This is a genomic window from Streptomyces avidinii (assembly GCF_014650695.1).
Taxonomy (GTDB): domain Bacteria; phylum Actinomycetota; class Actinomycetes; order Streptomycetales; family Streptomycetaceae; genus Streptomyces; species Streptomyces avidinii.
Genome location: NZ_BMVL01000008.1, coordinates 208,633 through 232,768, shown reverse-complemented (window position 1 = coordinate 232,768; position 24,136 = coordinate 208,633). Strand labels below are relative to the sequence as shown.

The 24,136-nt window shown below is 72.5% G+C and carries 22 protein-coding genes; 12 read left to right on the top strand and 10 right to left on the bottom strand.

Annotation, left to right across the window (positions count from 1 at the left end):
* Position 1: 1 nt before the first annotated feature.
* The 4 genes from IE257_RS22615 to cseB form a co-directional block, all read right to left on the bottom strand.
* A complete protein-coding gene (locus IE257_RS22615; protein ID WP_189971370.1) occupies positions 2-2,575 on the bottom strand; it encodes an ABC transporter permease in 2,574 nt (857 codons plus the stop codon).
* A 104-nt stretch (positions 2,576-2,679) separates the two neighbouring features.
* On the bottom strand, positions 2,680-3,459 hold the full coding sequence (locus IE257_RS22610; RefSeq protein ID WP_189971368.1) for an ABC transporter ATP-binding protein: 780 nt from the start codon (positions 3,457-3,459) through the stop codon (positions 2,680-2,682).
* A gap of 145 nt (positions 3,460-3,604) precedes the next feature.
* The gene (locus IE257_RS22605; RefSeq protein ID WP_209468402.1) at positions 3,605-4,978 is read right to left on the bottom strand and encodes an ATP-binding protein; all 1,374 of its coding nucleotides are present in this window, start codon (positions 4,976-4,978) and stop codon (positions 3,605-3,607) included.
* Entirely contained in the window at positions 4,975-5,736 is a 762-nt protein-coding gene (gene cseB, locus IE257_RS22600) for a two-component system response regulator CseB (RefSeq protein ID WP_189971366.1), read from the bottom strand. The genes IE257_RS22605 and cseB overlap by 4 nt, the downstream gene beginning before the upstream one ends.
* A gap of 484 nt (positions 5,737-6,220) precedes the next feature.
* Between cseB and IE257_RS22595 the strand changes: the two genes are divergently transcribed.
* Together IE257_RS22595 and IE257_RS22590 are read left to right on the top strand one after the other, a co-directional pair.
* Positions 6,221-7,159 carry a beta-ketoacyl-ACP synthase III gene (locus tag IE257_RS22595; protein ID WP_189971364.1) on the top strand — a complete coding sequence of 313 codons (939 nt, stop codon included), beginning with the start codon at positions 6,221-6,223 and terminating at the stop codon, positions 7,157-7,159.
* A gap of 14 nt (positions 7,160-7,173) precedes the next feature.
* Entirely contained in the window at positions 7,174-7,932 is a 759-nt protein-coding gene (locus tag IE257_RS22590; protein ID WP_189971362.1) for a thioesterase II family protein, read from the top strand.
* A 220-nt stretch (positions 7,933-8,152) separates the two neighbouring features.
* Here the strand turns inward: IE257_RS22590 and IE257_RS22585 are convergent, their stop codons facing one another.
* Positions 8,153-9,430 (bottom strand): M6 family metalloprotease domain-containing protein, encoded by a 1,278-nt coding sequence (locus tag IE257_RS22585; RefSeq protein WP_189971360.1) that lies wholly within the window; start codon positions 9,428-9,430, stop codon positions 8,153-8,155.
* A 274-nt stretch (positions 9,431-9,704) separates the two neighbouring features.
* Between IE257_RS22585 and IE257_RS22580 the strand changes: the two genes are divergently transcribed.
* From IE257_RS22580 to IE257_RS22565, 4 genes are all read left to right on the top strand, one after another.
* Positions 9,705-10,472: a TetR/AcrR family transcriptional regulator gene (locus IE257_RS22580; protein ID WP_189971358.1), complete on the top strand. Its 768-nt coding sequence runs from the start codon at positions 9,705-9,707 to the stop codon at positions 10,470-10,472.
* 62 nt (positions 10,473-10,534) lie between these two features.
* Complete coding sequence (locus IE257_RS22575; RefSeq protein WP_189971356.1) at positions 10,535-12,067, top strand: MFS transporter; 1,533 nt, start codon at positions 10,535-10,537, stop codon at positions 12,065-12,067.
* A gap of 121 nt (positions 12,068-12,188) precedes the next feature.
* Positions 12,189-12,950, top strand: coding sequence for a dioxygenase family protein (locus tag IE257_RS22570; RefSeq protein WP_189971591.1), 762 nt, complete (start codon positions 12,189-12,191; stop codon positions 12,948-12,950).
* 495 nt (positions 12,951-13,445) lie between these two features.
* Positions 13,446-14,423, top strand: coding sequence for a sigma-70 family RNA polymerase sigma factor (locus IE257_RS22565; RefSeq protein WP_189971354.1), 978 nt, complete (start codon positions 13,446-13,448; stop codon positions 14,421-14,423).
* Between the two features lie 132 nt (positions 14,424-14,555).
* On the opposite strand, the gene IE257_RS22560 is transcribed toward IE257_RS22565, so the two are convergent.
* Positions 14,556-15,509: a helix-turn-helix transcriptional regulator gene (locus tag IE257_RS22560; protein ID WP_189971352.1), complete on the bottom strand. Its 954-nt coding sequence runs from the start codon at positions 15,507-15,509 to the stop codon at positions 14,556-14,558.
* Between the two features lie 62 nt (positions 15,510-15,571).
* Here IE257_RS22560 and IE257_RS22555 point away from each other — a divergent pair, with 62 nt between their 5' ends.
* The 3 genes from IE257_RS22555 to pfkB all read left to right on the top strand — a co-directional run bounded on the left by IE257_RS22555 (position 15,572) and on the right by pfkB (position 18,974).
* The gene (locus tag IE257_RS22555; protein ID WP_189971350.1) at positions 15,572-17,134 is read left to right on the top strand and encodes an MFS transporter; all 1,563 of its coding nucleotides are present in this window, start codon (positions 15,572-15,574) and stop codon (positions 17,132-17,134) included.
* 137 nt (positions 17,135-17,271) lie between these two features.
* A complete protein-coding gene (locus IE257_RS22550; RefSeq protein WP_189971348.1) occupies positions 17,272-18,033 on the top strand; it encodes a DeoR/GlpR family DNA-binding transcription regulator in 762 nt (253 codons plus the stop codon).
* A complete protein-coding gene (gene pfkB / locus IE257_RS22545) occupies positions 18,030-18,974 on the top strand; it encodes a 1-phosphofructokinase (RefSeq protein ID WP_189971345.1) in 945 nt (314 codons plus the stop codon). The genes IE257_RS22550 and pfkB overlap by 4 nt, the downstream gene beginning before the upstream one ends.
* Before the next feature lie 72 nt (positions 18,975-19,046).
* Here the strand turns inward: pfkB and IE257_RS22540 are convergent, their stop codons facing one another.
* Complete coding sequence (locus IE257_RS22540) at positions 19,047-19,823, bottom strand: DUF6227 family protein (RefSeq protein ID WP_189971343.1); 777 nt, start codon at positions 19,821-19,823, stop codon at positions 19,047-19,049.
* A gap of 192 nt (positions 19,824-20,015) precedes the next feature.
* Between IE257_RS22540 and IE257_RS22535 the strand changes: the two genes are divergently transcribed.
* Positions 20,016-20,657, top strand: a complete 642-nt coding sequence (locus tag IE257_RS22535; RefSeq protein WP_189971341.1) for a vitamin K epoxide reductase family protein — start codon at positions 20,016-20,018, stop codon at positions 20,655-20,657.
* Between the two features lie 111 nt (positions 20,658-20,768).
* On the opposite strand, the gene IE257_RS22530 is transcribed toward IE257_RS22535, so the two are convergent.
* Positions 20,769-21,179, bottom strand: coding sequence for a rodlin (locus IE257_RS22530; RefSeq protein WP_189971339.1), 411 nt, complete (start codon positions 21,177-21,179; stop codon positions 20,769-20,771).
* A 271-nt stretch (positions 21,180-21,450) separates the two neighbouring features.
* On the opposite strand from IE257_RS22530, the gene IE257_RS22525 reads away from it, so the two are divergent.
* Positions 21,451-21,939, top strand: coding sequence for a hypothetical protein (locus IE257_RS22525; protein WP_189971337.1), 489 nt, complete (start codon positions 21,451-21,453; stop codon positions 21,937-21,939).
* 153 nt (positions 21,940-22,092) lie between these two features.
* Positions 22,093-22,332 (top strand): chaplin, encoded by a 240-nt coding sequence (locus tag IE257_RS22520; RefSeq protein ID WP_189971335.1) that lies wholly within the window; start codon positions 22,093-22,095, stop codon positions 22,330-22,332.
* An 84-nt stretch (positions 22,333-22,416) separates the two neighbouring features.
* On the opposite strand, the gene IE257_RS22515 is transcribed toward IE257_RS22520, so the two are convergent.
* Both IE257_RS22515 and IE257_RS22510 read right to left on the bottom strand, forming a co-directional pair.
* On the bottom strand, positions 22,417-22,764 hold the full coding sequence (locus IE257_RS22515; protein ID WP_189971333.1) for a hypothetical protein: 348 nt from the start codon (positions 22,762-22,764) through the stop codon (positions 22,417-22,419).
* A gap of 192 nt (positions 22,765-22,956) precedes the next feature.
* On the bottom strand, positions 22,957-24,093 hold the full coding sequence (locus IE257_RS22510) for a chaplin (RefSeq protein ID WP_189971331.1): 1,137 nt from the start codon (positions 24,091-24,093) through the stop codon (positions 22,957-22,959).
* Positions 24,094-24,136: the final 43 nt, after the last annotated feature.

Sequence of the window (24,136 nt, the reverse complement as noted above, 5' to 3'; positions counted from 1 at the left end):
GTCACAGCTCGGCCACCGCCTCCAGGGGGCTCAGGCCCGCCGCACGGCGGGCCGGGAGGGCGGCTGCCACCGTGCCCGTGGTGAGGGAGACCAGGCAGAGCAGGAGCAGGGTGCCCCAGGGGAGGGCCATGGAGTAGTCCTTCAGGGCGCCGTTGGTCAGGGCGCCGACGGTCCAGGCCCCGAACAGGCCCGTCGCCAGGCCCAGGAGGGTGCCGAAGGCGGCCACGGTCAGGGATTCGAGGCGGATCATCCGGCGGATGCCGGCGCGGTCCATGCCGATGGCGCGCAGCACCCCGATCTCGCGGGTGCGGTCCGAGACGGACACGGCCAGGGTGTTCATGATGCCGAGGACGGCGATCACACCGCCGAGGGCGAGCAGGCCGTACGTCAGGGTCAGCAGGGTACTCAGGGAGCCGGCGGCCTCGTGGACCAGTTCGTCGCGGTCCTGGACCTTGAGCAGCGGGTTGTTGCCCGTCGCGGTGCGCAGCCGGTCCTTGGTGGCGCCGCCGTCGGCGCGGACGAGGACGCGCTGGACGGAGCCGGGGTCGAAGCCGCTCCGCTGCACCTCGCCGCGCAGGCCGAGCGCGTCCTGGGCGGTGGGGTTGTCCTCGTAGACGCCGACGACCGTGTACGGGGTGAGGTCCTGGCCGGGGCCGCCGATACGGGCGTTCACGCTGCCGCCGGTGCTCACGCCGTTCTCGCGGGCGAGGGTGCGGGAGACGGCGATGCGGCCGGGGCCGAGGTCCTTCAGGGAGCCGCTGACGAAGTCGAGCTTCATCACGGACGCGGTGGCGGCGGGGTCGACGCCGGAGATGTGGCGGACGCCCCCGCCGATGAAGAGGGTGGAGTCGCTGACGGCGGTCGCCGTCCGCACCCCGGGAGCATCGGCCACCCGCTGGACGGCGGCCGGGTCGATGCCGGTGGTCGAGGTGTGGGTGCTGATCACGTAGTCGGCGCTGAGGCCCGCCGCGGCCTGCCGGTCGAGGGCCCGGCCGGTGGAGTGGCCTATGACGGCGAGCCCGGCGACCAGGGCCGTGCTGACCATCAGCGCGGAGGCGGTGGCGGCGGTGCGCCGCGGGTCGCGCAGCGCGTTGCGCCGGGCCAGGCGGCCGGCGATGCCGAGGCGGCCGGTCAGCAGCCCGCTCAGCCCGATCACGGGGACGGCGAGGAGCGGCGCCAGCACGATGACGGCGACGACGAGCAGGGCGCAGCCGAACATCGCGCTCTGCAGGTTCTCCTCGGAGGCGTCCTTCGCCCCGGCGAGCGACAGCAGCAGCCCGACGCCGAGCGCGAGCAGGAGCGCTCCGGCCGCGCCGCGGACCCGGGACGCGGTGGCGGTGGGCGGCAGTTCGGCCGTGCGCATGGCCTCGACCGGGGCGATCCGCGCCGCCTTGCGGGACGGCAGCCACGCGGCGAGCACGGTGACGCCCACTCCGACGGCGAGGGCGGCCGCCGCGGGGAGCGGGCCGATCACCAGGGGCCCGCGGGGCAGTTCCTCCTGGGCGGTGCCGAGGAGTTCCGGCAGTACGGAGGCGATCCCGAGACCGAGCAGGAAGCCGAGGGCCGATGCGGCGAGGCCGACCAGGACGGCCTCCCACAGGAGGGAACGGACGACCTGGCGGCGCGTGGCACCGATCGCGCGCAGCAGGGCGATCTCACGCGTGCGCCGGGCGACGAGCATGGTGAAGGTGTTGACGATGAGGAACGACCCGATGAACAGGGCCACTCCGGCGAAGACCAGCGACAGCTTCTCCTTGCCGCGGGTGATCGTGTCGACCAGGACGGTCTGCTGGGTGGCCAGGGCGGTGCCGGTGGTGGCCTCGGCCCGGTCGGCGGGGAGCACTGCGGCGACCCGTCGGGCGAGTTCGGCCTCGTCGGTGCCCGGTACGGCGGACACGTCGATCGAGGTGTAGCGGCCCGGGGAGGCGAACAACTGCTGTGCGGTGGTCCGGTCGAAGAGGGTGAGCGTGCCACCGGCGGTCACCCGGGTGTCCTCGGTGGTGACGATGCCGACGAGGCGCTTGGTCATGGTCGGGCCGTCGACGGCCAGGGTGATCCGGTCGCCGATGCGGAATCCGCCGTCGGCGGCGGTGCCGCTGTCCACGGCGATCTCGTCGCCGGTGCGGGGCGCGCGGCCCTCGGTCAGCGGGTGGCGGCCGTCCGTGCCGTCGGGGCCGGGGACGTACGCGGCCGCCCGGTGCGCCCAGATCCTGCCGGTGCGCAGCGGGGAGCCGTCCGAGGCGTTCAGGGTGGCCGGGCCGTCGGCGGAGGGCCGTACGGCGGCGACGCCGGGCAGTCCGGCCAGCGTGCGGGCGAGTGCGTCGTCGAGCACGGTGGCGTGCTCGCCGGGCGCCGGTCCGGAGGACCCGGCCGCGCCGGGCGGGGGGCCCTTCGGGGCCACCGAGACGGCGATGTCGGCGTAGTTCTTCGACACGGCGGCCCGGTGGGCCGCGGTGGAGGAGTCCGCGAAGACGAGGGTGCCGGTGACGAAGGCGACGCCGAGGGTGACGGCGAGCACCGTCATCAGCAGCCGGGCCTTGTGCGCCAGGACGTTGCGCAGGGCTGTTCTCAGCATGGGTGGGCGGCTTTCGGGAGGGTGGGGAGGGCTACGGGGACCGGGCGGTGCGGGGCGCCGCGGGGCGCCGCGGGGCGGTACGAGGTCAGGCGCGGCGCCGCGCGTCAGCTCGTGCGGGGGCGGGTGTCGAACCGCTTCATCCGGTCCAGGACCCGGTCCGGGGTGGGCTGCACCATCTCGTCGACCGGGCGGCCGTCGGAGAGGAACACGACGCGGTCGGCGAAGCCGGCGGCGACCGGGTCGTGCGTCACCATGACCACCGTCTGTCCCAGCTCGCGCACGGAGTCGCGGAGGAAGCCGAGGACCTCCGCCCCGGCCCGGGAGTCGAGGTTGCCGGTGGGCTCGTCACCGAAGACGATCGCGGGCCGGGTGACCAGGGCCCGGGCCACCGCGACGCGCTGCTGCTGCCCGCCGGAGAGCTGTCCGGGCCGGTGGTCCAGGCGCTCGGAGAGGCCGACCATGGACACCACGCGCTCCAGCCACTGCCGGTCGGGGCGCCGCCCGGCGATGGACAGCGGCAGCGTGATGTTCTCCAGCGCGGTCAGCGTGGGCAGCAGGTTGAAGGCCTGGAAGATGAAGCCGACCCGGTCCCGGCGCAGCTCGGTGAGCTGCCGGTCGTCCAGGCTGCCGAGCTCGGTGGTGCCGATGCGGACGGAGCCGGAGCTGACGGAGTCGAGGCCCGCGGCGCAGTGCATGAGGGTGGATTTGCCGCAGCCGGAGGGGCCCATGATCGCGGTCAACTCGGCCTCCCGGAAGGAGATGCTGACGCGCTCCAGGGCCACCACCCGGGTGTCGCCGCTGCCGTAGACCTTCGACAGGTCGGTGGTGGAGGCTGCGATCCCGGGCGTCGGGCGGGCGGGGAACGGCTCGGGGGTCACGGTCACGGGGACTCCACTTCGGGTGCGGTGCGGGAGAGGGGTGCACGCCGAAGGCTGTCGGGCGGACGTATCCGGGCCCCGGCCGCCGTGTATCGGACTCCGCGCCGTTGCGCAGCAGTTGTGTACGGGGGAGCGGTCGCGGGCCGGTCGGTCAGAGCGGGAGACGCAGGGTGGCGACGGCGCCGCCGTCCGGGGCGTTGTCCAGGAGCAGTTCGGCGCCGAGCACCCGGGCCTGTCCCAGGGCGATGGTCAGGCCGAGGCCGTGCCCCGTGCCGCGCTCGGTGGCGCCCGTACGGAAGCGGCGCGGGCCGTCGAGCAGCAGGTCGGCGGGGAAGCCGGGGCCGTGGTCGCGGACGACGACGGTCCCGCCCGCCACGGTGACCCGCACCGGGGTCCGTCCGTGCCGGTGTGCGTTGACGACCAGGTTGCCGACGATCCGCTCCAGGCGGCGCGGGTCGGTCTCCACGGTCTCCCCGGTCTCCCCGGTCTCCCCGGTCTCCCCGGTCTCCCCGGGATCCCCGGTCTCCCCGGGATCCCCGGCCTCCACGGACACCCCGGATGCGCCACGTGCCCCGGCCTCCACCTCCGTGTCGAGGCCGGTACGGGCCACCGCCTCGCGGACCACCGCCGCGAGCGGGACCTGGGCGTGCACCGGCGCCTCGGCGCCCGCGTCCAGCCGGGAGATCTCCAGCAGGTCCTCGACCAGGCCGCGCAGATCGCGCACGCGGGCCCGCAGCAGGTCCTCCGTCTCGCCGGGCGGCAGCAGGTCGGCGGCGGCCAGCAGGCCGCCGACCGGGGTGCGCAGTTCGTGGGCCACGTCCGCGGTGAACTGCCGCTCGATGCGCAGCCGTCGGCCGAGGCTGTCGGCCATGAGGTCGACGGTGGCGGCGATGTCGGTCACCTCGTCGCGGCCGCCGGCGTGGTCCTCGCCTCCGGCGGTGCGGGCGCCGGTGCGGGCGTCGAGGTCCCCGGCGGAGATCCGGGCCGCGGTCTCGGCGACCCGGCGCAGCCGGCGGGCGACCAGCCCGGCCCCGTAGACCGCCAGGGGCAGGGCCGCCGCGAGCGAGACCAGGGAGGCCACCGCCATGCTCGCGTCGAGCCGGCCCAGGTCGTGGAGTTGCGGGCTCATGTTGATCCGGACGGCCAGCACCGGGCTGCCCGGGCCGGCTACCCGTTGGGCGCCCCAGACGCTCGGCCCCAGGTTCCCGTCGATGTGCCCGTCGTGGGCCACCCGCCGGTCACCGTCGGACGGATGGCGCAGGGCGGCGGGCAGCTCGGCCGGATCGAGTTCGGCGCCGCCCGCCAGCGTGCCGGTGCGCCGGTAGACGTCCATGGCGGAGTACACCGAGTTGGTGGCCTCCATCTCGGCCCGGTCGCGGATGTCCCGCGCGGTCCAGAGGTGGACGAGTACGCCCACCGCCAGGGCGACCAGGCACGCCGTGGCCGCCGCCAGCGCGGCGATCTTCCAGCGCAGGGGCACGCGGGCCGGCCACCACGGCCGGGGCAGAAGGCGCACGGGTCTCAGCGCCTGAGCTTGTAGCCGAAGCCGCGGACCGTCTCGATCCGCTCCCGGCCCAGTTTCCTGCGCAGCCGCTGCACGGCCAGGTCCACGACCCGGCTGTCGCCGTCCCAGCCGTACTCCCAGACGTTGCGCAGCAGGGTGTGCCGCTCCAGCACGATGCCCGGGTGGGCCGCGAACTCCAGGAGCAGCTTCAGCTCGGTGGGAGTGAGCGCCACCGGGCTGCCGGAGACGGAGACCTCCATCCCGCCGGTGTCGACGGTCAGGTCCCCGAAGACCAGTACGCCGTCCTCCTGGCCGGCGTCGGGCTCGCCGCCCGGGGCGGGCGCGTAGGACGCCCGGCGCAGCAGCGAGCGGATGCGTGCCACGAGGACGTTCGTCTCCACGGGCTTGACCACGTAGTCGTCGGCCCCGGCCTCCAGACCGGCGACGACATCGAGGCCGTCGCCTCGGGCGGACATCATCAGGACCGGCACCAGGCTGGTCTCCCGGACCCTGCGGCACAGGCCGATCCCGTCGAGGCCGGGCAGCATCACGTCCAGGATCAGCAGGTCGAAGTCGTCGTGGTCGCGGAAGTGCTCCAGCCCGGTCAGACCGTCGGCCGCGGCCGTGACCCGGTAGCCGTAGCGCTCCAGGGCGACGGCGAAGGACCGGCGCATCAGGTCGTCGTCCTCGACCAGCAGCACACGGACCGGAGGCTGAGATTCCGGGGCCGGGGCGGGCGAGGTCACGGGTGACTCCTGTTCGTACGGGCCGGGCGACATGCCGCTCCGGGCGTGAACCCACGCGCGGCCGGCGACCGAACGGAACGATACGGGAGGCACCGGGCACGGCGAGCGCGGTCGGTGCCGGGTGCGCGGTTCGATCGGCAGCCGAGCGCCGGCTGATACACGACGGATACAAAGGCCGGCCGCCCCGGCCGCCCCGGCCGCCCCGGTCGTTCCAGGTACGGGCAGTCCCCGGCGGGAGCGCTCGACCTCCGCTCCCCGCTGGGAGTCGCGCGGGAGTGCCGTAGGGCGGACGGCAGGGAAAGGCTTCCAAAACTATGGATCAGGCCATCTCGCTGTGGCGCGGACAGGTGCTGGAGGGCCTGCGCGGCATACCCGCCTTCGAGTCCCTCGGCCGCCGTTCCACCTGGGAAACCTCTACGCCTACCTATGGGTGGCGCTGTAAGGCGGTCCGCTGCATAGGCTGACCATTGGTCAATCCGGACCCGCAGCGGGTCCACGGAGCGAGGAGAAAACACTGATGGTCGGGTCGCGCGTCCTTGCCTTCGGGCACTATCAGCCGTCAAGGGTCCTGACCAACGCGGATCTTGAACAGATGGTCGAGACCAGCGACGAATGGATCCAGAGCCGGGTCGGGATCAGAACGCGTCGTGTGGCGGCCGAGGACGAGTCGGTGGCGGACATGGCCGCGAAGGCCGCCGAGCACGCTCTGGCCCGTGCGGGACTCACCGGGGCGGACATCGACTTCGTCATCGTGGCCACCTGCACGGCGCTCGACCGCTCGCCCAACACGGCGGCCCGCGTGGCCGCCGCGGTCGGGGCCAAGGCGCCCGCGGCCATCGACGTGAACACGGCCTGCTCCGGGTTCCCGCACGCCATGGCCCTGGCCGACCAGAGCATACGCACGGGGTCCGCGACGAAGGCCCTGGTCATCGGGGTCGAGAAGCTCACCGACTTCGCCGACTGGACCGACCGCACCACCTGCGTGCTGGTCGGTGACGGTGCGGGCGCGGCCGTCGTGGTCGCCTCCGAGGAACCGGGGATCAGCCCCGTCGTGTGGGGGTCCGTACCCGAGATGGGGCGGGCCGTGCGCATCGAGGCGCCCTCCAACACCTTCGCCCAGGAAGGGCAGTCGGTGTACCGCTGGGCCACCACGGCGCTGCCGAAGGTCGCGCTGGAGGTCTGCGAGCGGGCCGGTGTGAAGCCGGAGGAGCTGGGCGGCGTCGTGCTGCACCAGGCCAACCTGCGAATCATCGAGCCCCTCGCCCGCAAGATCGGGGCGGTCAACGCCGTCATAGCCAAGGACGTCGTCGACTCGGGCAACACCTCGGCCGCGAGCATCCCGCTGGCGCTGTCCAAGATCGTCGAACGGGGTGAGATCGAGAAGGGATCGCCCGTGCTGCTCTTCGCGTTCGGCGGGGGTCTGTCCTACGCCGGCCAGATCATCAACTGCCCGTGATGGGGGCCTTCGGCGTGACGACGACGCGTTCCCCCGCCGTGCCGTGGTGGCCGCTGCTGCGGCAGCGGGAGCCGGTGACCGCACCGCGCGTGCGGCTGCTGGTGTTCCCGCACTCCGGGTCCGGCCCCAACACCCTCTTCCCCGTGATCGAGTCGCTGCCCGACCACGTGGAAGTGCTCGGGCTCTCGCTGCCCGGCCGCGAGCGCCGGTTCGGCGAGCCGCCCGGCTGCCGGCTCGACCAGGTTCTGGACTCCGTCTCCGACGAGGTGCTCGGCCGGGACCCGCTGCCCACGGTGGTCTTCGGGCACAGCCTCGGCGCGCTCCTGGCCACCCGCGCCGCACGCCTGCTCGGCCCGCACTGCCGGGCGGCCGTCGTCAGCGGGCAGGTACCCGGCCGGACCCCGCGCCGGGCGCACGCGACCACCACCGAGGAGGACGCCGTCCGGCTGCTGCGGGACGGTGGCGGCACCCCGGAGTGGGTGCTGCACGATCCGGAGATGCTGGCCCACGTGACGCGCGTCCTGCGGGCCGACCTCGACCTGGGTCGGGAGGCCGCGGTCGGGTTCGAGGACGTACGGATCGACGTGCCCCTGCACGTGCTCGGCGGCACGGCGGACCCGCTGGTCCCGCACGAGCCGCTGGACGGCTGGGCGGCCCACACGACCGGATCGTGTCAGGTGCTGCGGTTCGACGGCGACCACTTCTTCCTGCTGGCCGCGGAGCACCGCCCCACGGTCGCGGAGGTCCTGCGCCGGGCGCTCGCCGACAACTGACGGAGCGCGGCGGCCGACGGCCTCCCCCGCGGGGAGATCCCGCGGCGGCGGCCGTTTTCGCCGCCTCGGCGAACATCACCGTGAGCGGGCTGTGGGAGGCGTAGTCCACCGCTGACCCGTCCCCGGCGGCCTGCGGACATGCCGGTGGGCCCTCGCACGAGGCGGGGGCCCCCGGCATGTCCGCAGGCCCGGCGCACGGGTCCGTTCCCCGGCGCCGGGGTCACGGCCGGATGATGCGGACCTGGTAGCTGCCGTTGCGCAGTTCGCCGACCACGGAGACGCTGATGCCCGCCTTCTCGTCGGTGAACGTCTCGCCCGGCCGGAACGGCGCGTCCGAGAGTTCCGCGTGGACGTTGGGCCGCCGGGTGCAGCCGCCGCTCGCGTTCGCGCTGTCCGACACGGTGATCGGGCCCTGCCCGGTGTCCACGTCGGAGTCCACCTTGTAGATGAGGACGCCGGGCTTGCAGACGGCCTCGTCGTTGCCGGCCCGGGTCCGCACCTCCACCGCGTACCCGGCGCTCTCCGACAGCGGTACGAAGGCCATCTTGGTGCCGCCCCGCACCCCCAGCGGGGAGAGGGTGTGGTCGCTGGTGCCCGACTTGGACGCGCAGCTGATCTGCGTGCTGTCCAGCCAGCCCAGCTTCCACTTGTGCCAGCCCATCAGGTCGTTGTTGGCGCCCCAGTCCTCGCTCATGATGTCCCAGTGCCCGACCGTGCTCCCGCCGTCGGAGGTGTAGAGGTCGGGCAGTCCGAAGACGTGCCCGTTCTCGTGCGGGAGCACCCGGTAGCCGGTTTCCCGGTAGGTGCCGGAGCCGTCGTCCTGCCGGCTGTAGACGAAGGACGTGTTGGCCAGCGGCACCCCGTCGGCGACCGGTGCCTCGCCGTTGCCCGAGAAGGTCACCGACAGGACGGTGTCCAGGGCGGACGGCCCGGCGTTCGGCGTGACCAGGATGTTGATCAGGTCGTACCGGCTGAAGTCCACCTCGGGGTCGGCGGCCTTCGCGATGTGCTCGACGAGCTGCCGGTAGCCGGGCTCGTACGCGGACCCGCGCTCGATCCCGTACGCCGCGAAGGGCATCGGCATCCGCAACCAGTCCCTTATCGGCGCCTCGGCCCGGTAGGCCAGCCGGCCGTAGGAGCTGGTGCGGAACCACTCGGCCGTCTGCGGGAAGAACTCGGCCATCCGGTCCGCCGCCGTGCCCTCGCCCTTGGCGTCGGGGAAGTCGACCATCAGGTTCAGGGCCCGGACCTCGCCGGTCGAGCGCGCGTACCCGGGAGGGGTCGGCATGCCCTCGGACATCTGCACCCCCATGGTGCCCGCGATCCGACAGGGCGCGAGAGCCGATTCCACGGTCGTCGCCACCGCTCCGGCCGCCGAATGCCCGCGGCTGGATATGCCGGTGCTCGCGGTCGTCGTGACACCGAGGGCCAGCGCGGTCAGGCCGATGTACGCGCTGGTGCGGCGTGGTCTGCGTATCCGCTGGCGGGTCTGCGGCATGGAGATCGCCTTCGGGTCCGCGGCAGCCGGCCCTGCCCGGTCTGCGCTCTGTTCGATCACCCTCCGCCGGGCGCGCCGCGCCCGCGCGTCGGGAGAGGCCGAACGTGGACGGGGTGGTGACCCAGGTCACGCCGAGGAGTGAAATAACCGGGGACCGGATCCCCGTTTGTACGTGAGTCCCGCCAAGCGGGGAGTGGCTCCCCGTTTGGGGCGGTCGCACTGCACGCACCACATGCACCACGAGTCCACGAGTCCGCACCAGGGAGGCACCGCGATGAAGCGCTCCACCAGCACCGCCACGGCGGTCCGGCCCGCCCCCGCGGCGAGCGTGGACCCGGCGACGGCGACGGCGACGGCGACGGCGACGGCGACGACGACAGGGACGGGGACGGCACCGGCACCGGCGCCGGCGACGACGGCGGTGCCGCGTCCGCGCGCCGACGCCGTCCGCAATCGCGAGCGCATCCTGGCGGCGGCCCGCGAGGCCTTCGTCGAATCCGGCTCCACGACCCCCTTCGACGAGGTGGCCCGCCGGGCCGGCATCGGCAATGCCACGCTCTACCGGCACTTCCCCGACCGGGCCTCCCTCGTGCACCACGTCGTGCTCTTCACGATGGGCCGGGTGACGGCCTCGGCCGAGGCCTCCCTCGCCGAGGAGCCCGACGCCTTCGCCGCGCTCTGCCGGTTCACGCACGCCGCCGCGGACGAGCGGATCGGCGCCCTGTGCCCGATGCTCGCCGACGGCTTCGACGGCGAACACCCCGAACTCATCGAGGCGCGCACCGTGTTGGAGGAGGCCGTCGTGACCCTGCTGACCGCCGGCCAGAGCGCCGGACTGGTCCGCACGGACATCGGCGCGGGTGACCTGATGGTCGCCCTGTCCCAGCTCAGCCGCCCCCTCCCGGGCGTCGGATGCCTGGACACCGACCGGTTCGCCCACCGCCATCTCCAGCTCTTCCTCGACGGCTTGCGGGCCCCGGCGCGCTCCGAACTCCCGGGCTCGGCAGCCACGCTGGACGACCTGCGGCAGAAAACCATGTGACTCGCACAAAGCTCAAGAACTAGTCTTTTTCAGTCATTCCGCACAGTGAAGTGGGTACCTCCATGTCAAAAACAGCCGCGAGCCTCGCGCCGGCTGCCGATCCCAGCCGCTGGAAGGCACTCGTCTTCATAGCCCTGGCCCAGCTGATGGTCGTCCTCGACGCGACCATCGTGAACATCGCGCTCCCCTCCGCCCAGACCGACCTCGGCATCTCGGACGGCAACCGCCAGTGGGTCATCACCGCGTACGCGCTGGCCTTCGGCGGACTGCTCCTCTTCGGCGGCCGCATCGCCGACAAGTGGGGCCGTAAGAACGCCTTCGTCGTCGGACTCATCGGCTTCGCCCTGGCCTCCGCGCTCGGCGGCGCCGCGAACGGCGAGGCCATGATGCTCGGCGCCCGCGCCCTCCAGGGAGCCTTCGGCGCACTGCTCGCGCCGGCGGCCCTGTCGCTGCTCGCGGTCATGTTCACCGACGCCAAGGAGCGCGCCAAGGCCTTCGGCATCTACGGAGCCATCGCGGGCGGCGGCGGCGCCGTCGGCCTGATCCTCGGCGGCTTCCTGACCGAGTACCTCAACTGGCGCTGGACCTTCTTCGTCAACATCCCCTTCGCGATCGTCGCGGCCGTGGGTGCCTGGATGGTCATCCGTGAGCCCGCCGGCTCCCGCAACCGGGCGCCGCTCGACATCCCGGGCGTGGTCCTGTCCACCAGCGGTCTCGTCGCCCTCGTGTACGGCTTCACCCGCGCCGAGTCCGCCGGCTGGTCGGACGTCCTGACGATCACGATGTTCGTCGCCTCGGCGCTGCTGCTGGCCGCCTTCGTCCTCGTCGAGTCCAAGGTGAAGTCCCCGCTGCTGCCGCTGCGCGTCCTGCTGGAGCGCAACCGCGGCGGTGTCTACCTCTCGCTCGGCCTCGCCGTCATCTCGATGTTCGGCCTGTTCCTCTTCCTCACCTACTACCTGCAGGTCGTGAAGGGCTTCTCGCCCGTCAAGACCGGCTTCGCCTTCATGCCGATGATCGTGGGCATGATCACGGGCTCCACCCAGATCGGCGCCCGCCTGATGACCCGGGTCCCGCCGCGCCTGCTGATGGGCCCCGGCTTCCTGGTCGCCGCCCTCGGCATGCTGCTGCTGACCCAGCTGGAGGTCGGATCCTCCTACCCGGCGCTGATCCTGCCGGCGCAGCTGCTGCTCGGCCTCGGCATGGGTACGGCGTTCATGCCGGCGATGTCCCTGGCCACGCACGGGGTGAACCCGGCCGACGCCGGTGTCGCCTCCGCCATGGTCAACACCTCGCAGCAGGTCGGCGGCGCCATCGGCACCGCGCTGCTCAACACCATCGCCGCCTCGGCGACCACCGCCTACCTGACCGACCACGCGGCCGAGGCCGCGGCGGGCGGCCCGGCCGGGCAGCTGATCCAGGCGCAGGCCATGGTCGAGGGGTACGCCTCCGCCATCTGGTGGGCGGTCGGCATCCTCGCCGCCAGCGCGGCCATCGCCCTGGCGCTGATCAACACCGGCCGTCCGGGTGCGGGCGGCCCGGTTGCCTCCGGTTCCGCGGAGGACGCCGAGCTCAAGGTTCCGGTGATCGCTCACTGATCGGGGCCGAGGGCCCTTCGGAATGACTGACGACCCCATCTCGTTCAAATTTGAACGAGATGGGGTTAGTCTGTTTTCACTACGTATTTCAACCAAGCGGAGGAGCGCCCCGGTGACCCGCATACCGGCCCTGTACCTGAGCCACGGCGCACCCCCGCTGGCCGACGACCCGATCTGGCCCGGCGAGCTCGCCGACTGGTCCGCCGGTCTGCCCCGCCCCCGGGCGATCCTCATGGTCTCCGCCCACTGGGAGGAGGCCCCGCTCGCCCTCGGCGCCACGGAGCGCGTCCCGCTCGTGTACGACTTCTGGGGCTTCCCGGAGCACTACTACCGGGTCCGCTACGACGCCCCCGGCGCCCCGGAGCTGGCCGCCTCGGTCCGCAAACTGCTGCGGGCCCCCGGTACTCCCGTCCAGGACATCCCCGACCGCGGCCTGGACCACGGGGCGTACGTCCCCCTGGTGGAGATGTACCCGGAGGCCGACATCCCGGTCCTGCAGATCTCCCTGCCCACCCTGGACCCGGCCCGGCTGATGGACCTCGGCCGCAAGCTGGCCCCGCTGCGCGACGAGGGCGTACTGATCGTCGGCAGCGGCTTCTTCACGCACAACCTGGCCGCCCTGCGCCACACGGGCCCGGGCGTCCCCGCCTGGTCGGCGGAGTTCGACGCGTGGGGGCGCGAGGCCCTGGCGGCGTCCGATCTGGACGCCCTGCTGGACTTCGAGAACAAGTCCCCGGCGGGCCGCCTGGCCCACCCCCGCACGGAGCACTTCGCCCCGCTCTTCGTCACCCTCGGCGCGGCCGCATCCGACCTGACGGCTGCCCGCACCCCGGTGGACGGCTTCTGGATGGGCCTCTCGAAGCGCTCCCTCCAGTTCGGCTAGCCCTCCCGTCCGGTCCCGGCGAGCGGTGGACCCTTTCGCCCGGAATGCGGCTCTTGTGGGCTATTCAGGCGTTCGATCGTCAGTCCAGGCAACCGGGAGCCCGTGAAGGCCGTCTTCAGGGGTGGAGTGCGGCCGGGATCGGCGCTCTTCCGGGGTGAACGGGGTCGTGTCAATGGTGACGGCGGTCTCAGAGGTGTGGTGGAGGTAAAGGCCCACATGCGCCTCCGGAATTCGCCTCCGCACCGGTCCTGACCTGCGCTCCTTCGAGCTCTCGTGGTATTCCGGCTCCGTCGCGGACGCGGCGCGGGCGGGGCAGGATACTGCAAGATCTCGAGAAAGAGGGAGCAGCGTGGGAATTCTGTCCCGATTCCAGTCGTTGTTTCCTTCGGAAGCGGGCACTCGGGAGAGTGTCCGTGACGTTCCGGACCGGTTGGCAGCCGTCCCGGAGGCGTCCACCAGCCGCACCGCGACCGAACACTTCGCAAGGGAGCACGCATGGCAACCCGCGCCGTCGCCCGTCGTCAGTCCACGAGCAGCGCACGCGCTGTGGGCGGGGAGATCGCAGACCGCGACCTGGTCGGCATGTACCTGGACGAGATCGCGCGCACCCCGCTGCTCGACGCGGCCAAAGAAGTGGAGCTGTCCCAGATCATCGAGGCGGGCGTCTACGCCCAGCAGATCCTCGACGGGGCGATAGAGCGGGACGGGGAGACCCCGGCCCGCGAGGAGCTGGAGGTGCTGGCCGCCGAGGGCGAGCGCGCCAAGGAAGTCTTCATCCGCTCCAACCTCCGCCTCGTGGTGGCCGTCGCCCGGCGCTATCCGCGCAGCGGTCTGCCCCTGCTCGACCTGATCCAGGAGGGCAACGCCGGCCTGGTCCGCGCGGTCGAGAAGTTCGACTACGCCAAGGGCTTCAAGTTCTCCACGTACGCCACGTGGTGGATCCGTCAGGCGATCACCCGGTCCATCGCGGACCAGTCCCGCACCATCCGCCTCCCCGTCCACCTGGTCGAGGAGCTCGGCCGGATCCGCCGCATCCAGCGCGAATTCAACCGCGAGAACGGCCGCGACCCGGAACACGCCGAGATCGCCGCCGAGCTGGACTCGACGGAGAAGCGCGTGGGCGACGTACTGGACTGGGCGCGCGACCCGGTCAGCCTGAACATGGCGGTCGACGACGACGGCGACACCCAGTTCGGTGACCTCCTGGAGGACACCTCGGCGATCTCGCCCGAGCAGTCCGTGCTCTCCCTGCTGCGCAGCGAGGAGCTGGAGGACCTGCTGGGCAAGCTCGACCGGCGCACGGCGTCGATCATCAAGATGCGGTACGGCATCGAGGACGGCCGCGAGCGGACCCTCACGGAGGTCGGCAAGCAGCACGGCCTGACCCGCGAGCGGATCCGCCAGATCGAGAAGCACGCACTGCTGGAGCTGAAGCGGATGGCGCGTGACACCGGCTTCGACGCCGTGGCCTAGAGCGGCCCGCGGCCAAGCCCCCTGAACGAGCCCCGGTGCCTATCCCCCCCCAGGCGCCGGGGCTCTCTCCTGCCCGGCTGCCCGGCATGATGCAGCCCCCCTCCTCGGCGGGGACCGGGGCGGAGCTCCGCTCTACGGCGCTGCTGCCCCGGTCAGCCGCGCGGCCAGCGCCTCCGCCGCAGTCCGCAGCGCAGCCGGCTCCCGCACCGTGAAGGGCAGGCCCGTCAGGGCGAGGCGAGCCACGGTCCACTCCGGCGCGTCCGCGCTCTCGAAGCGCACCGGGGTCTCGCCGTCCGCCCCCGGCAGGGCCACCGCCCGCAGCCAGGCCGGCAGCTCCGCCGGGGCCGCCGCGAAGCTGACCTCCACCAGGTACGGCTGCTTCTCGCCGCCCCGCAGCCCCCGCCGTACGAACTCCTCCGCCTCCATCGGCAGGTTCCGCCGTACGAACCGGGCGCCCGTCGCGAACGCCTCGTCGACCCGGTCCACCCGGAAGGTCCGCCAGTCCTCCCGTTCCAGGTCGTAGGCGACCAGGTACCACCGGCTCCCGGTGCTCACCAGCCGGTACGGCTCCACCAGTCGGCGCGACTCGGCGCCGTTCCCCGCCCGGTACGCGAACCGCAGTCGCTCCGGCCCGGCCACCGCGGCCGCCATCGTCGTCAGCGTGCGCGGGTCCACGCTCGCGCCGTCGCCCCGGGTCAGGGCGATCGTGGCCGACTGGAGCGCGCTCACCCGGTGCCGCAGCCGCGAGGGCAGGACCTGCTCCAGCTTCGCCAGGGCCCGTACGGAGGCCTCCTCGACCCCCTCGATCGCATGCCCGGCCCCCGCCCGCAGCCCCACCGCGATCGCCACGGCCTCCTCGTCGTCGAGGAGCAGCGGCGGCATCGCCGCGCCCGCGACCAGCCGGTATCCGCCCTCGGCGCCCAGCGTGGCCTCCACCGGGTAGCCGAGCTCCCGCAGTCGCTCGATGTCGCGCCGGATCGTGCGGGCGCTCACCCGCAGCCGCAGCGCCAGCTCGCTCCCCGGCCATTCGCGCGGGGTCTGGAGGAGGGACAGCAGGGACAGCAGCCGTGCGGGGGTGTCGGTCATGAATCAAGGCTGCCAGCGAAATAGGACACAGACTGACCTAGACGCCGTCTAGGTTTCTCCTCATGAGCACCGAGACGCCCAAGACATCGCCCGAAAGAGAGAACGGGCCCACACAAGAAGAGCGGAACGACGTAGCCCACGACGCACCCAGCTCGACCGCCGACCGCCGCCGCTGGCTGGCGCTCGCCATCGTGATGACCGCGGCCTTCATGGACCTGGTCGACGTCACGATCGTCAACATAGCCATCCGCACCATGCGCGAGGACTTCGGCGCCTCCACCAGCGCGATCCAGTGGATCACCGCGGGCTATGCGCTCGCCTTCGCCGCCGGCCTGATCACCGGCGGTCGTCTCGGTGACATCTACGGCCGCAAGCGCATCTTCCTCATCGGCATCGCCGGGTTCACCGCGGCCTCGCTGCTCTGCGGCATCGCGTCGACCCCGGACGTGCTCGTCGTCGCCCGCCTCCTCCAGGGCGGTATGGCCGCCCTGATGGTTCCGCAGGTCCTGGCGATCATCCACGTCACCTTCCCGCCGCAGGAGCGCGGCAAGGTCTTCGGCATGTTCGGCGCGATCGTGGGCCTCGCGGCCGTCTCGGGCCCGCTGCTCGGCGCGCTGCTCATCGAGTGGGACCTCTTCGGTCTCGGCTGGCGCCCGATCTTCCTGATCAACCTGCCCGTCGGCATCATGGGCGTGATCCTGGGCCGCAAGTTCATCGCCGAGTCCAAGGCCCCGCAGGCGCTGCGCCTGGACCTGGTCGGCGTCGTCCTCGCCACCCTCGCCCTGGTCCTGCTGATCTTCCCGCTGACCCACGGCCACGAGAACGACTGGCCGCTCTGGGGCTTCGGCTGCATGATCGCCGCGCCGTTCGTCTTCGCCGCCTTCATCGCGTACGAGAAGTACAAGATCAAGAAGGACGGCTCCCCGCTCGTCGAGCTCTCCCTCTTCAAGGTCAAGAGCTTCGCCGGAGGCATCGCCGTCCAGCTGACCTTCGGCATCGCCACCGGCATCTTCTTCCTGGTCTGGACGATGTACATGCAGATGGGGCTCGGCTGGAGCGTGCTGCGCGCCGGTCTCACCGGCATCCCGTTCTCCATCGCCGTCTCGGTCGCCGCGGGCCTCTCGGTCGAGAAGCTCGTGCCCCGCTTCGGCCGCAAGGTGCTCCAGGCCGGCGCGCTGATCATGGGCGCCGGGCTGCTCCTCTACATCTGGGAGTCGCAGCACTACGGCATGGAGATCGCTTCCTGGCAGATGGCCGCCCCGCTGGTCGTCATGGGCGTCGGCATGGGCCTGATCGTGGCCCCGCTGAACGACACCGTGCTCTCCGAGGTGCCGCGCGAGCACGCCGGATCCGCCTCGGGTCTGATCAACACCACCGGCCAGATGGGCAACGCCCTGGGCCTGGCCCTGACCTCCGTCGTCTTCTTCGGCCTGATCGACGACGACATGGTCTTCGGCCCGCCCTACGTGGAGGCCTTCCGCGGCGCACTGTGGTGGGTCGTGGCCGTACTCGTCGTGATCTTCGCGGTGATGTTCGTCCTGCCGCGCCGGGCGCTCCCGATGGAGCAGCGCGAGGGCGGCTCCGAGCACGCGGGCCGGACCCCCGAGAAGGTCCCGGCCGGCTGACCCGGTCCGCCGGCGCCACCGCACGGACATGTCCGCCCCTGGAGGCGGACATGTCCGTTCTTTTTTGTTTCTCGCCACAAAGGTGAGTACGGTGGGGTGAATCCACTGATTCGGGCATGAAACGGACGTAAACCCACATGTATGCACCGGAGCGCCGCCAGGAGATCCTCCGTCTCGCCCACGAGGCGGGCAGCGTCGACGTGCTCTCCCTCGCCGACCGGTTCCAGGTCACCGCCGAGACCGTCCGCCGGGACCTCACGGCCCTCGACCGCTCCGGCCTCCTCCGCCGGGTGCACGGCGGGGCCATCCCGGCCGGCCGCCTCGAATTCGAGCCCGACCTCACCGAGCGCGAGGCCACCGCCGCCGACGAGAAGCACCGCATCGCCGCCGCCGCACTGGCCGAAATCCCCGACGGCGGCAGCGTCGTCCTGGACGCCGGCAGCACCGTCGCCCGGCTGGCCGCCGCGATCCCCGCCGACGCGGTGCTCACGGTGGTCACCCACGCGCTGCCCGTCGCCGCCCGGCTCGCCGGCCGTACCGGCATCGACCTCCACCTCGTCGGGGGCCGCGTCCGCCACCGCACCCGCGCCGCCGTGGACGTGTGGGCGCTGCGCGCGTACGCCGAGATCCGCGCGGACGTGCTCTTCCTCGCGACCAACGGCTTCACGGCCGAGGGCGGCCTGACCACCCCGGACCAGGCCGAGGCGGCCGTCAAGCGCGCCGCGATGGCCGCCGCCCGCCGCGTCGTCCTCCTCGCCGACTCGGCCAAGGCGGGCCAGGAACACTTCGCGCGCTTCGGCTCCTTCTCCGACATCGACCTGCTCATCACGGACACGGGGCTCGGCCCCGCCCACCAGGCCTCCATCGAGGCCGCCGGTACGGAAGTTGTGCTCGTATGATCCTCACCGTCACCCCCAACCCCTCCCTCGACCGCACCTACGGGGTCCCCGCGCTGACCCGGGGGCGGGTGCTGCGCGCCGACGGAGAGCGGGCCGACCCCGGGGGCAAGGGCGTCAACGTCTCCCGCGCGGTGGCCGCCGCGGGCGTCCGGACGACGGCGGTCCTCCCGCTGGGCGGCGCCCCCGGCGTGCTGCTCGCCGAACTCCTCGGTGCGCAGGGCGTGGACGTCACGGCCGTCACGATCGCCGGGCAGACCCGCTCGAACATCGCGCTCGCCGAGCCGGACGGCACCCTCACCAAGATCAACCCGCCCGGTCCGGAGCTCTCCCGGGAGGAGTCCGCCCTCCTCCTGGACACCGTCCGCTCCTGCGCCGCCGAGGTCGCCTGGATCGCCTGCTGCGGCAGCCTCCCGCGCGGCCTGGAGCCCGGGTGGTACGCCGAACTGGTCCACCGGGCCCACGCGGCCGGCGCCCGCATCGCCCTGGACACCTCGGGCCCGGCGCTGCCCGCGGCGCTGGCGGCCCGCCCGGACGTGATCGAACTCGACGCGGCCGAGCTCGCGTCGGCCGTCGGCCGCCCGCTGCCCACCCTGGGCGACGCGATCAAGGCCGCGGAGGAGCTCCGCACCCTCGGCGCCCGAGCCGTGCTGGTCTCCCTCGGCCGGGACGGCAGGCTCCTGGTCTCGGCGGAGGGCGCCTGCCACGGCACCGCCCCGACCTCGGCGGTGCGCAGCCGCGTAGGGGCCGAAGACGCTTCACTGGCCGGTTTCCTGATCGCGGGAGGGGCCGGACCGGAGGCCCTCGCCTCGGCCCTGGCCCACGGCGCGGCCGCCGTCCGGCTGCCGGGCAGCGTCATGCCCACCCCGGCGGACCTGCTCCCCGATCAGGTCCGCATCACCCAGGACCCGCCCCTGGACCTGCCCCTCGACGACGGGTTCTAGGCCGACTCTCTCGGTTCTTGCCGGGCCCGCAGGATCAGAGAGAGACGGCCCGGGCCTTCCGATCGGCCCGGTTCACCGGACGCGCGCGCGGAGTTCCATCGCTTCGCGTGCGGCCGCCTCGCTCGCGTACACCTCGCACATGTGACGTCCGTCCGGCGTCGCCGTGTGCTCCACCTCCCACAGGCTGAGCTCCGTTCCGTCCAGCAGGACGAAGGCGTGCTCGTACAGGCTGAATCCGGCGCCCGAGCTGCGCCCGTCCGCCGGGCACTGCCGCGCACCGAAGGCCTGGGTGATCTGGTGCCCGTACGCCGACCGCAGCAGCGTCGCCACCGGCTCACCCGGCCGATCGGCGTTCTCCGCGCGGCGCAGCACCCGGCGTGCATGGTCGGCGGACTGCTCCACCACGTACTCCCGGTGCCGCTGCACCGGCGCCGAGGCCGCATACAGCGCGCTCAGCACCGACACGTCGTTCACCGGCTCCTCCTCGCCCGGCACCAGCACCGGGTCGGGCGACGCCCCGGCGGACGCCTCGCCGAACAGCCGGGTCACGGCCAGGCAGGTCTCCGCCTTGCTCGCGAAGACCTCGTGCCGGAAGGTCCGGTCGCCCACCAGCCGGTACGTCAGCTCCCACAGCGAGACGGATCCGCCGTCGCTCAGCAGGTAGGTGTGCCGGTGGGTCTCCCGCCGGATTCCCGACTCCGGGCTGTGGTGGGTGGTGTAGAGCGAAGAGCTGTGGGCGAGCGCCGTGCCGAGGCGCTCGACCAACCTGTCGGGCAGGTCGAAGGAGTTGAGGGCGCGGCCGAGGAGTCGTTCGAGGTGCGCCTCGGTTGTCTCGTACGGATCGCTCAAGGTGGGTCTCCAGGCCGTCGCAGCTTGTTACTTCGCGGAAGCTCAACGTAACCCCTGGTTCTGACATCACGTCCGGGGTTCGGTAAAACGTCCGGGAAGCATCGGAGGTTCCCGCCACACCTTCAGGTCAACTTGCGTACGGATGGGCACGGTTGGGCCCGATCTGGTAGGGAGCGCGGGACTATGGGGCACATGGCAACGAATACAGTGGGCCTCCCGCGCCAGCAGGTACGGCCCCGCAGTGGACACGAGGGCGAGCCGAACACCGCCCCGAGAGGGCTGGCCTGGCTGCTGGCCGTCACCGGGGCGGCCGGGCTGCTGGCCTCCTGGGTGATCACCCTCGACAAGTTCCTCCTGCTGGAGGACCCGGACTTCAAACCGGCGTGCAGTCTCAACCCGGTGGTCTCCTGCGGCAGCGTGATGCAGAGCGACCAGGCGGCGGCCTTCGGCTTCCCCAATCCGATGCTCGGGCTCGTCGCGTACGGCGTCGTCGTCTGTGTCGGCGCGGGTCTGCTCGCCGGCGCCCGCTACCGCGGCTGGTTCTGGCTCGGACTGAACGCCGGCACGCTCTTCGGTGTCGGATTCTGCACCTGGCTGATGGTCCAGTCGCTCTACGAGATCAACGCGCTCTGCCTCTGGTGCTGCCTGGCCTGGATCGCGACCCTGCTCATGTTCTGGGCGGTCACCGCACACAACGTCCGCACGCGCGTCCTGCCCGCGCCCGGCCCGCTGCGGGGCTTCTTCACCGAGTTCGGCTGGGCGCCGCCCGCCCTGCACATCGGAGTGATCGGCATGCTGATCCTCACGCGCTGGTGGGACTTCTGGACCGGCTGACCGCCGGGGCGGCGTACGAAGAGGGCCCCGGCGGCTGGACGTCGCCGGGGCCCTCGTCATTCACTCCACAGGCTCAGCGGCCCGCGATCGCCCGAAGGGCGGGGGAGCAGGTCAGCTGTTGGCAGAGAGGTTGCCCGACAGGACCGGGATGTTGTCCAGGATGTGCGAGAGCGGCTCGTCGCCCTTGGCCTGGGTGGAGTTCTCGGTGCACTGCTGGTTCTGCGGGTTGGACAGGACGTTGATGTCCTGGACCCCGATGTTGAGCGCGGCGATCAGCGACTGGGCGTTGACCTTGGCGGGCAGGCCGATGCAGGGCTTGTTGAGGGTGCCCTGGACCAGGCTGAGCTGCGGGCTCATGTCGCCGGCGGTCTTCTGGTTGCCGTAGGCCTGCACGGCGCCGTTGCCGTTGACGGTGTTGACCCCGTTGTCGTTGCCGATGGCCATGGCCGGGGCCGCGGCGGCAGCGCCCGCGCCGATCGCAACGGCGGAGACCGCGGCGGCGGTCATGAACTTCTTGAACATCTTGTTCCTTCTGTCGCACGAGTGCCCGCTGATGGAGCGCCCTGGTCAACTGCCCGACCGGGGGGTTGGTTCCGCTGCTTCACTCAAACGGCCTGCGCGTGTCGAGGTTTTCCCCGGCCCGGGTGAGGAGCCTCCGGACGCGTGCGCGAAGCCCGTACGCAGCGCGCATCCGTGCAGGTTCCGGTTGCGCTCCGTACGAGGTGTTCGCACGGTGGGTGAGGAAGCGGATCATTCGGGTCCGTTTGTGTGTCCCCACCGAGAAGGAACATCCATGCACCACACGAAGCCGTCCCGCGCCCGCCTCCTCGTCCCGTCGGCCCTCGCCGTCGTCATACTGTCCGGCGCGGCTGCTCCCGCGGTCGCCGCGGACGTCGACGGCTCCGGGGCCCTGAGCGGCCGAGTCGCCTCCGTCCAGCGCCAGGTCGAGAAGATCGAGCAGCGCGCCAAGGCCGGTCCGATCGACGATCTCCTGGCGGGGCTCACCAAGACGCTGCAGGACCTTCTCGCCTCCGTCGGGGGCCTGTTGCCCGCCGGGGTGAAGCTGCCGCCCATCGAACTGCCGAAGCTCCCGGAGCTGACCCTCCCCGACCTGTCCGGCCTCATTCCCGAGCTGCCGGTGGAGGTTCCGCCGGTCGACGGGCTGGTGCCGGAACTGCCCGCGGTCCCCGAGGTTCCGGCGCTCCCGGAGCTGCCCGCGACCCCGGAGCTTCCCGTGACGCCGGCGGTCCCCGTGACCCCGGCCCTTCCTGCCGTCCCGTAGGAGCGGTCGCGGACCGAACCCGTCCGATGGTTACGACAATTGAGCCGAACAGGTCTCATTGCGTGTGTGACCGTGTCGTCCGGGAAGATGGACCGTTTCGCTCGGTGTGAGCCCCGGATCGGGGCAGAACATCGAACAGAAGGTGCACTTCCCATGAACTCTGCCAAGAAGGCCGCCCTGGTTCTGGCCACCGCCGGTCTCGCCGCGGCCGGTGCCGCCGGCTCCGCCGCCGCCGACTCGTCGGCCGAAGGCGCGGCCGTGGGTTCCCCCGGCGTCCTCTCCGGCAACCTGGCCCAGGTCCCGGTCCACGTTCCGGTCAACGTCTGCGGCAACAGCGTGAACGTCGTCGGCCTGCTGAACCCGGCCTTCGGCAACGTCTGCGTCAACAACTGACGTCGGCAGAACAACCGACCGTGGGCGCCCCGGCCTTGCCGGTGGCGCCCACAGTCGTGTCGGCGGGTGTTCAGCCGGGACGGTTCAGCCCTGGCCGCCGTTGAGCTTCACGCCGCCGAGCATCGGGTTGGCCTGGGTGGCGCCGTTGGCGAGGCCGAGCACGGTGCCGGGTACGTCGTTGCGGACCTTGTTCACCTTCTGGGCGGTACCCACGACCTTGTTGACGGTGTCGCCCTGTTCGGCCAGTCCGTTGCCCACGGTCTGCGGAAGCGACTCGGAGACGGGCCCGACGGAGTTCAGCGTCTCGGTCACCCCGCCGGTCAGGCTCATGGGGGGCATCGCAGCCGTGGTGTCGGCGGCGAAGGCGGTGGTGGAGGCGCCGAGCGCGGCGACGGAGCCGACGACGACAGCGGCGACCTTCGTGAGCTTCATTATCGAAATCCTCTTCTTTTAGTGGACAGAGGTGTCGTGGCGACCGTCGCGCCACTTTCGCCCTGGGTAACGATTCCCCGCCGCTGCGGAAACGCGAACGCGCACGCGGTCAAGGGGCGGGGCATGGCAGCGGCCGGAGAATCCGGTGAGGATTCTCCGGCCGATATTTCTTCTGATTACCGGTATTGCCGGTCAGGAGACGCGGGAGCGCCGGTACAGAATGGCGCCGCCCAGGATCAGGGCGCTGGCGAGGGCGGCCGCGGCCGCGGGCTGACCCGCGCCGGTCTCGGCCAGCATCGGGCCGGTCACGTGCGCCGGAGCGGGAGCCGCCGGCTGCGCGGGAGCGGGCGCCGGGGCAGGAGCGGGGAGCGGTGCCGGGGGGAGGCCGGCCGGGGTGTCACCACCGGGGGCGGCCGGCGGCTGGTCCGCCGGCGGTACGACCCCGGGCGCGGGCGCCGGAGCCGGCGCGGGGTGTTCCACGGGAAGGCTGCCGTGCGGCGGACCGGACGGGGGGCCCTCCTCGACCACGGGCGGCGGGCCGGGGGCCGGGGCGGGCAGTGTGTGCGGCGCCTCCGGTTCCGGGAAGGGCTCCGGGGCGGGCAGCGGGGCCGGGGCCTCCTCCGCCGGGGGCTGCGGCGCGGGGGGCGCGGGCGGGGTCTCGGGAAGCGGCGCGGGCGCCTCCTGGACCGGTTCCGGGGCGGGGAGCGGGGCCGGGTGCTCCTGGACCGGTTCCGGCTTGGGGTGCGGCTGCTCGGGCGCGGGGGGAGCGTGGTGGACCGGCGGGGGCGGCGCGGACCCGGGGTGGTCGTCGCACTCCTCCTCCTTGTCCCGCTCTCCGCCCTGGCCGCCGTAGCCGCCCTCGTGGCGGGGCTCCTCGTGGCGGGGCTTCGCGTGCCGCGGTCCCTCGTGCCGGGGCCGCTCCTGCCGGGGCTGCTCGTACCCGTTCTCGTGGCGCTGCTCCGGGACCGCGTGCCGGCCGCCCCCGCGCTCGTCGAGGTAGCGCTCGAACGCCTCGGCGTGCTCGGGGCTGAGGTAGCGGCCGTAGTCGTGGCCGTCGTCCCGGTGCGAGCCGGTGCTGGTCACGCACGTGTTCCCCATCGAAGGGTTGAGCGCCGCACCGCCGTCCACGCTGTTGCCGCACACGTTGGGTGCGAAGGTGATCGGTACCGAGACGCTGTTGCCGGCCAGCACGCCCGGTGAATGCGAGGCCTCGGCCGTCGCTCCGGGGTGCGCGTAGGCCGCGCCGGTCGCGATCGACAGCAGACTCGAAGCGGCTGCCGCCGTGAGCATCCCCTTGCCCAGTACCTGTCGGCTCAGTACCTGTCGCATGGGTCCTTCCCTGTCTACCGGCGCCACGGCCGGTGTGGAATCG

What these genes read in the sequence shown, in the direction of transcription:
- IE257_RS22525 (WP_189971337.1), top strand. Translation starts at nt 21,451, where the DNA reads ATGCACCACACGAAGCCGTCCCGCGCCCGCCTCCTCGTCCCGTCGGCC.
- IE257_RS22530 (WP_189971339.1), bottom strand. Translation starts at nt 21,179, where the DNA reads ATGTTCAAGAAGTTCATGACCGCCGCCGCGGTCTCCGCCGTTGCGATC.
- IE257_RS22585 (WP_189971360.1), bottom strand. Translation starts at nt 9,430, where the DNA reads ATGCCGCAGACCCGCCAGCGGATACGCAGACCACGCCGCACCAGCGCG.
- IE257_RS22555 (WP_189971350.1), top strand. Translation starts at nt 15,572, where the DNA reads ATGAGCACCGAGACGCCCAAGACATCGCCCGAAAGAGAGAACGGGCCC.
- IE257_RS22575 (WP_189971356.1), top strand. Translation starts at nt 10,535, where the DNA reads ATGTCAAAAACAGCCGCGAGCCTCGCGCCGGCTGCCGATCCCAGCCGC.
- IE257_RS22565 (WP_189971354.1), top strand. Translation starts at nt 13,446, where the DNA reads ATGGCAACCCGCGCCGTCGCCCGTCGTCAGTCCACGAGCAGCGCACGC.
- IE257_RS22595 (WP_189971364.1), top strand. Translation starts at nt 6,221, where the DNA reads ATGGTCGGGTCGCGCGTCCTTGCCTTCGGGCACTATCAGCCGTCAAGG.
- IE257_RS22520 (WP_189971335.1), top strand. Translation starts at nt 22,093, where the DNA reads ATGAACTCTGCCAAGAAGGCCGCCCTGGTTCTGGCCACCGCCGGTCTC.
- IE257_RS22615 (WP_189971370.1), bottom strand. Translation starts at nt 2,575, where the DNA reads ATGCTGAGAACAGCCCTGCGCAACGTCCTGGCGCACAAGGCCCGGCTG.
- pfkB (WP_189971345.1), top strand. Translation starts at nt 18,030, where the DNA reads ATGATCCTCACCGTCACCCCCAACCCCTCCCTCGACCGCACCTACGGG.
- IE257_RS22580 (WP_189971358.1), top strand. Translation starts at nt 9,705, where the DNA reads ATGAAGCGCTCCACCAGCACCGCCACGGCGGTCCGGCCCGCCCCCGCG.
- IE257_RS22515 (WP_189971333.1), bottom strand. Translation starts at nt 22,764, where the DNA reads ATGAAGCTCACGAAGGTCGCCGCTGTCGTCGTCGGCTCCGTCGCCGCG.
- IE257_RS22510 (WP_189971331.1), bottom strand. Translation starts at nt 24,093, where the DNA reads ATGCGACAGGTACTGAGCCGACAGGTACTGGGCAAGGGGATGCTCACG.
- IE257_RS22560 (WP_189971352.1), bottom strand. Translation starts at nt 15,509, where the DNA reads ATGACCGACACCCCCGCACGGCTGCTGTCCCTGCTGTCCCTCCTCCAG.
- cseB (WP_189971366.1), bottom strand. Translation starts at nt 5,736, where the DNA reads ATGTCGCCCGGCCCGTACGAACAGGAGTCACCCGTGACCTCGCCCGCC.
- IE257_RS22550 (WP_189971348.1), top strand. Translation starts at nt 17,272, where the DNA reads ATGTATGCACCGGAGCGCCGCCAGGAGATCCTCCGTCTCGCCCACGAG.
- IE257_RS22535 (WP_189971341.1), top strand. Translation starts at nt 20,016, where the DNA reads ATGGCAACGAATACAGTGGGCCTCCCGCGCCAGCAGGTACGGCCCCGC.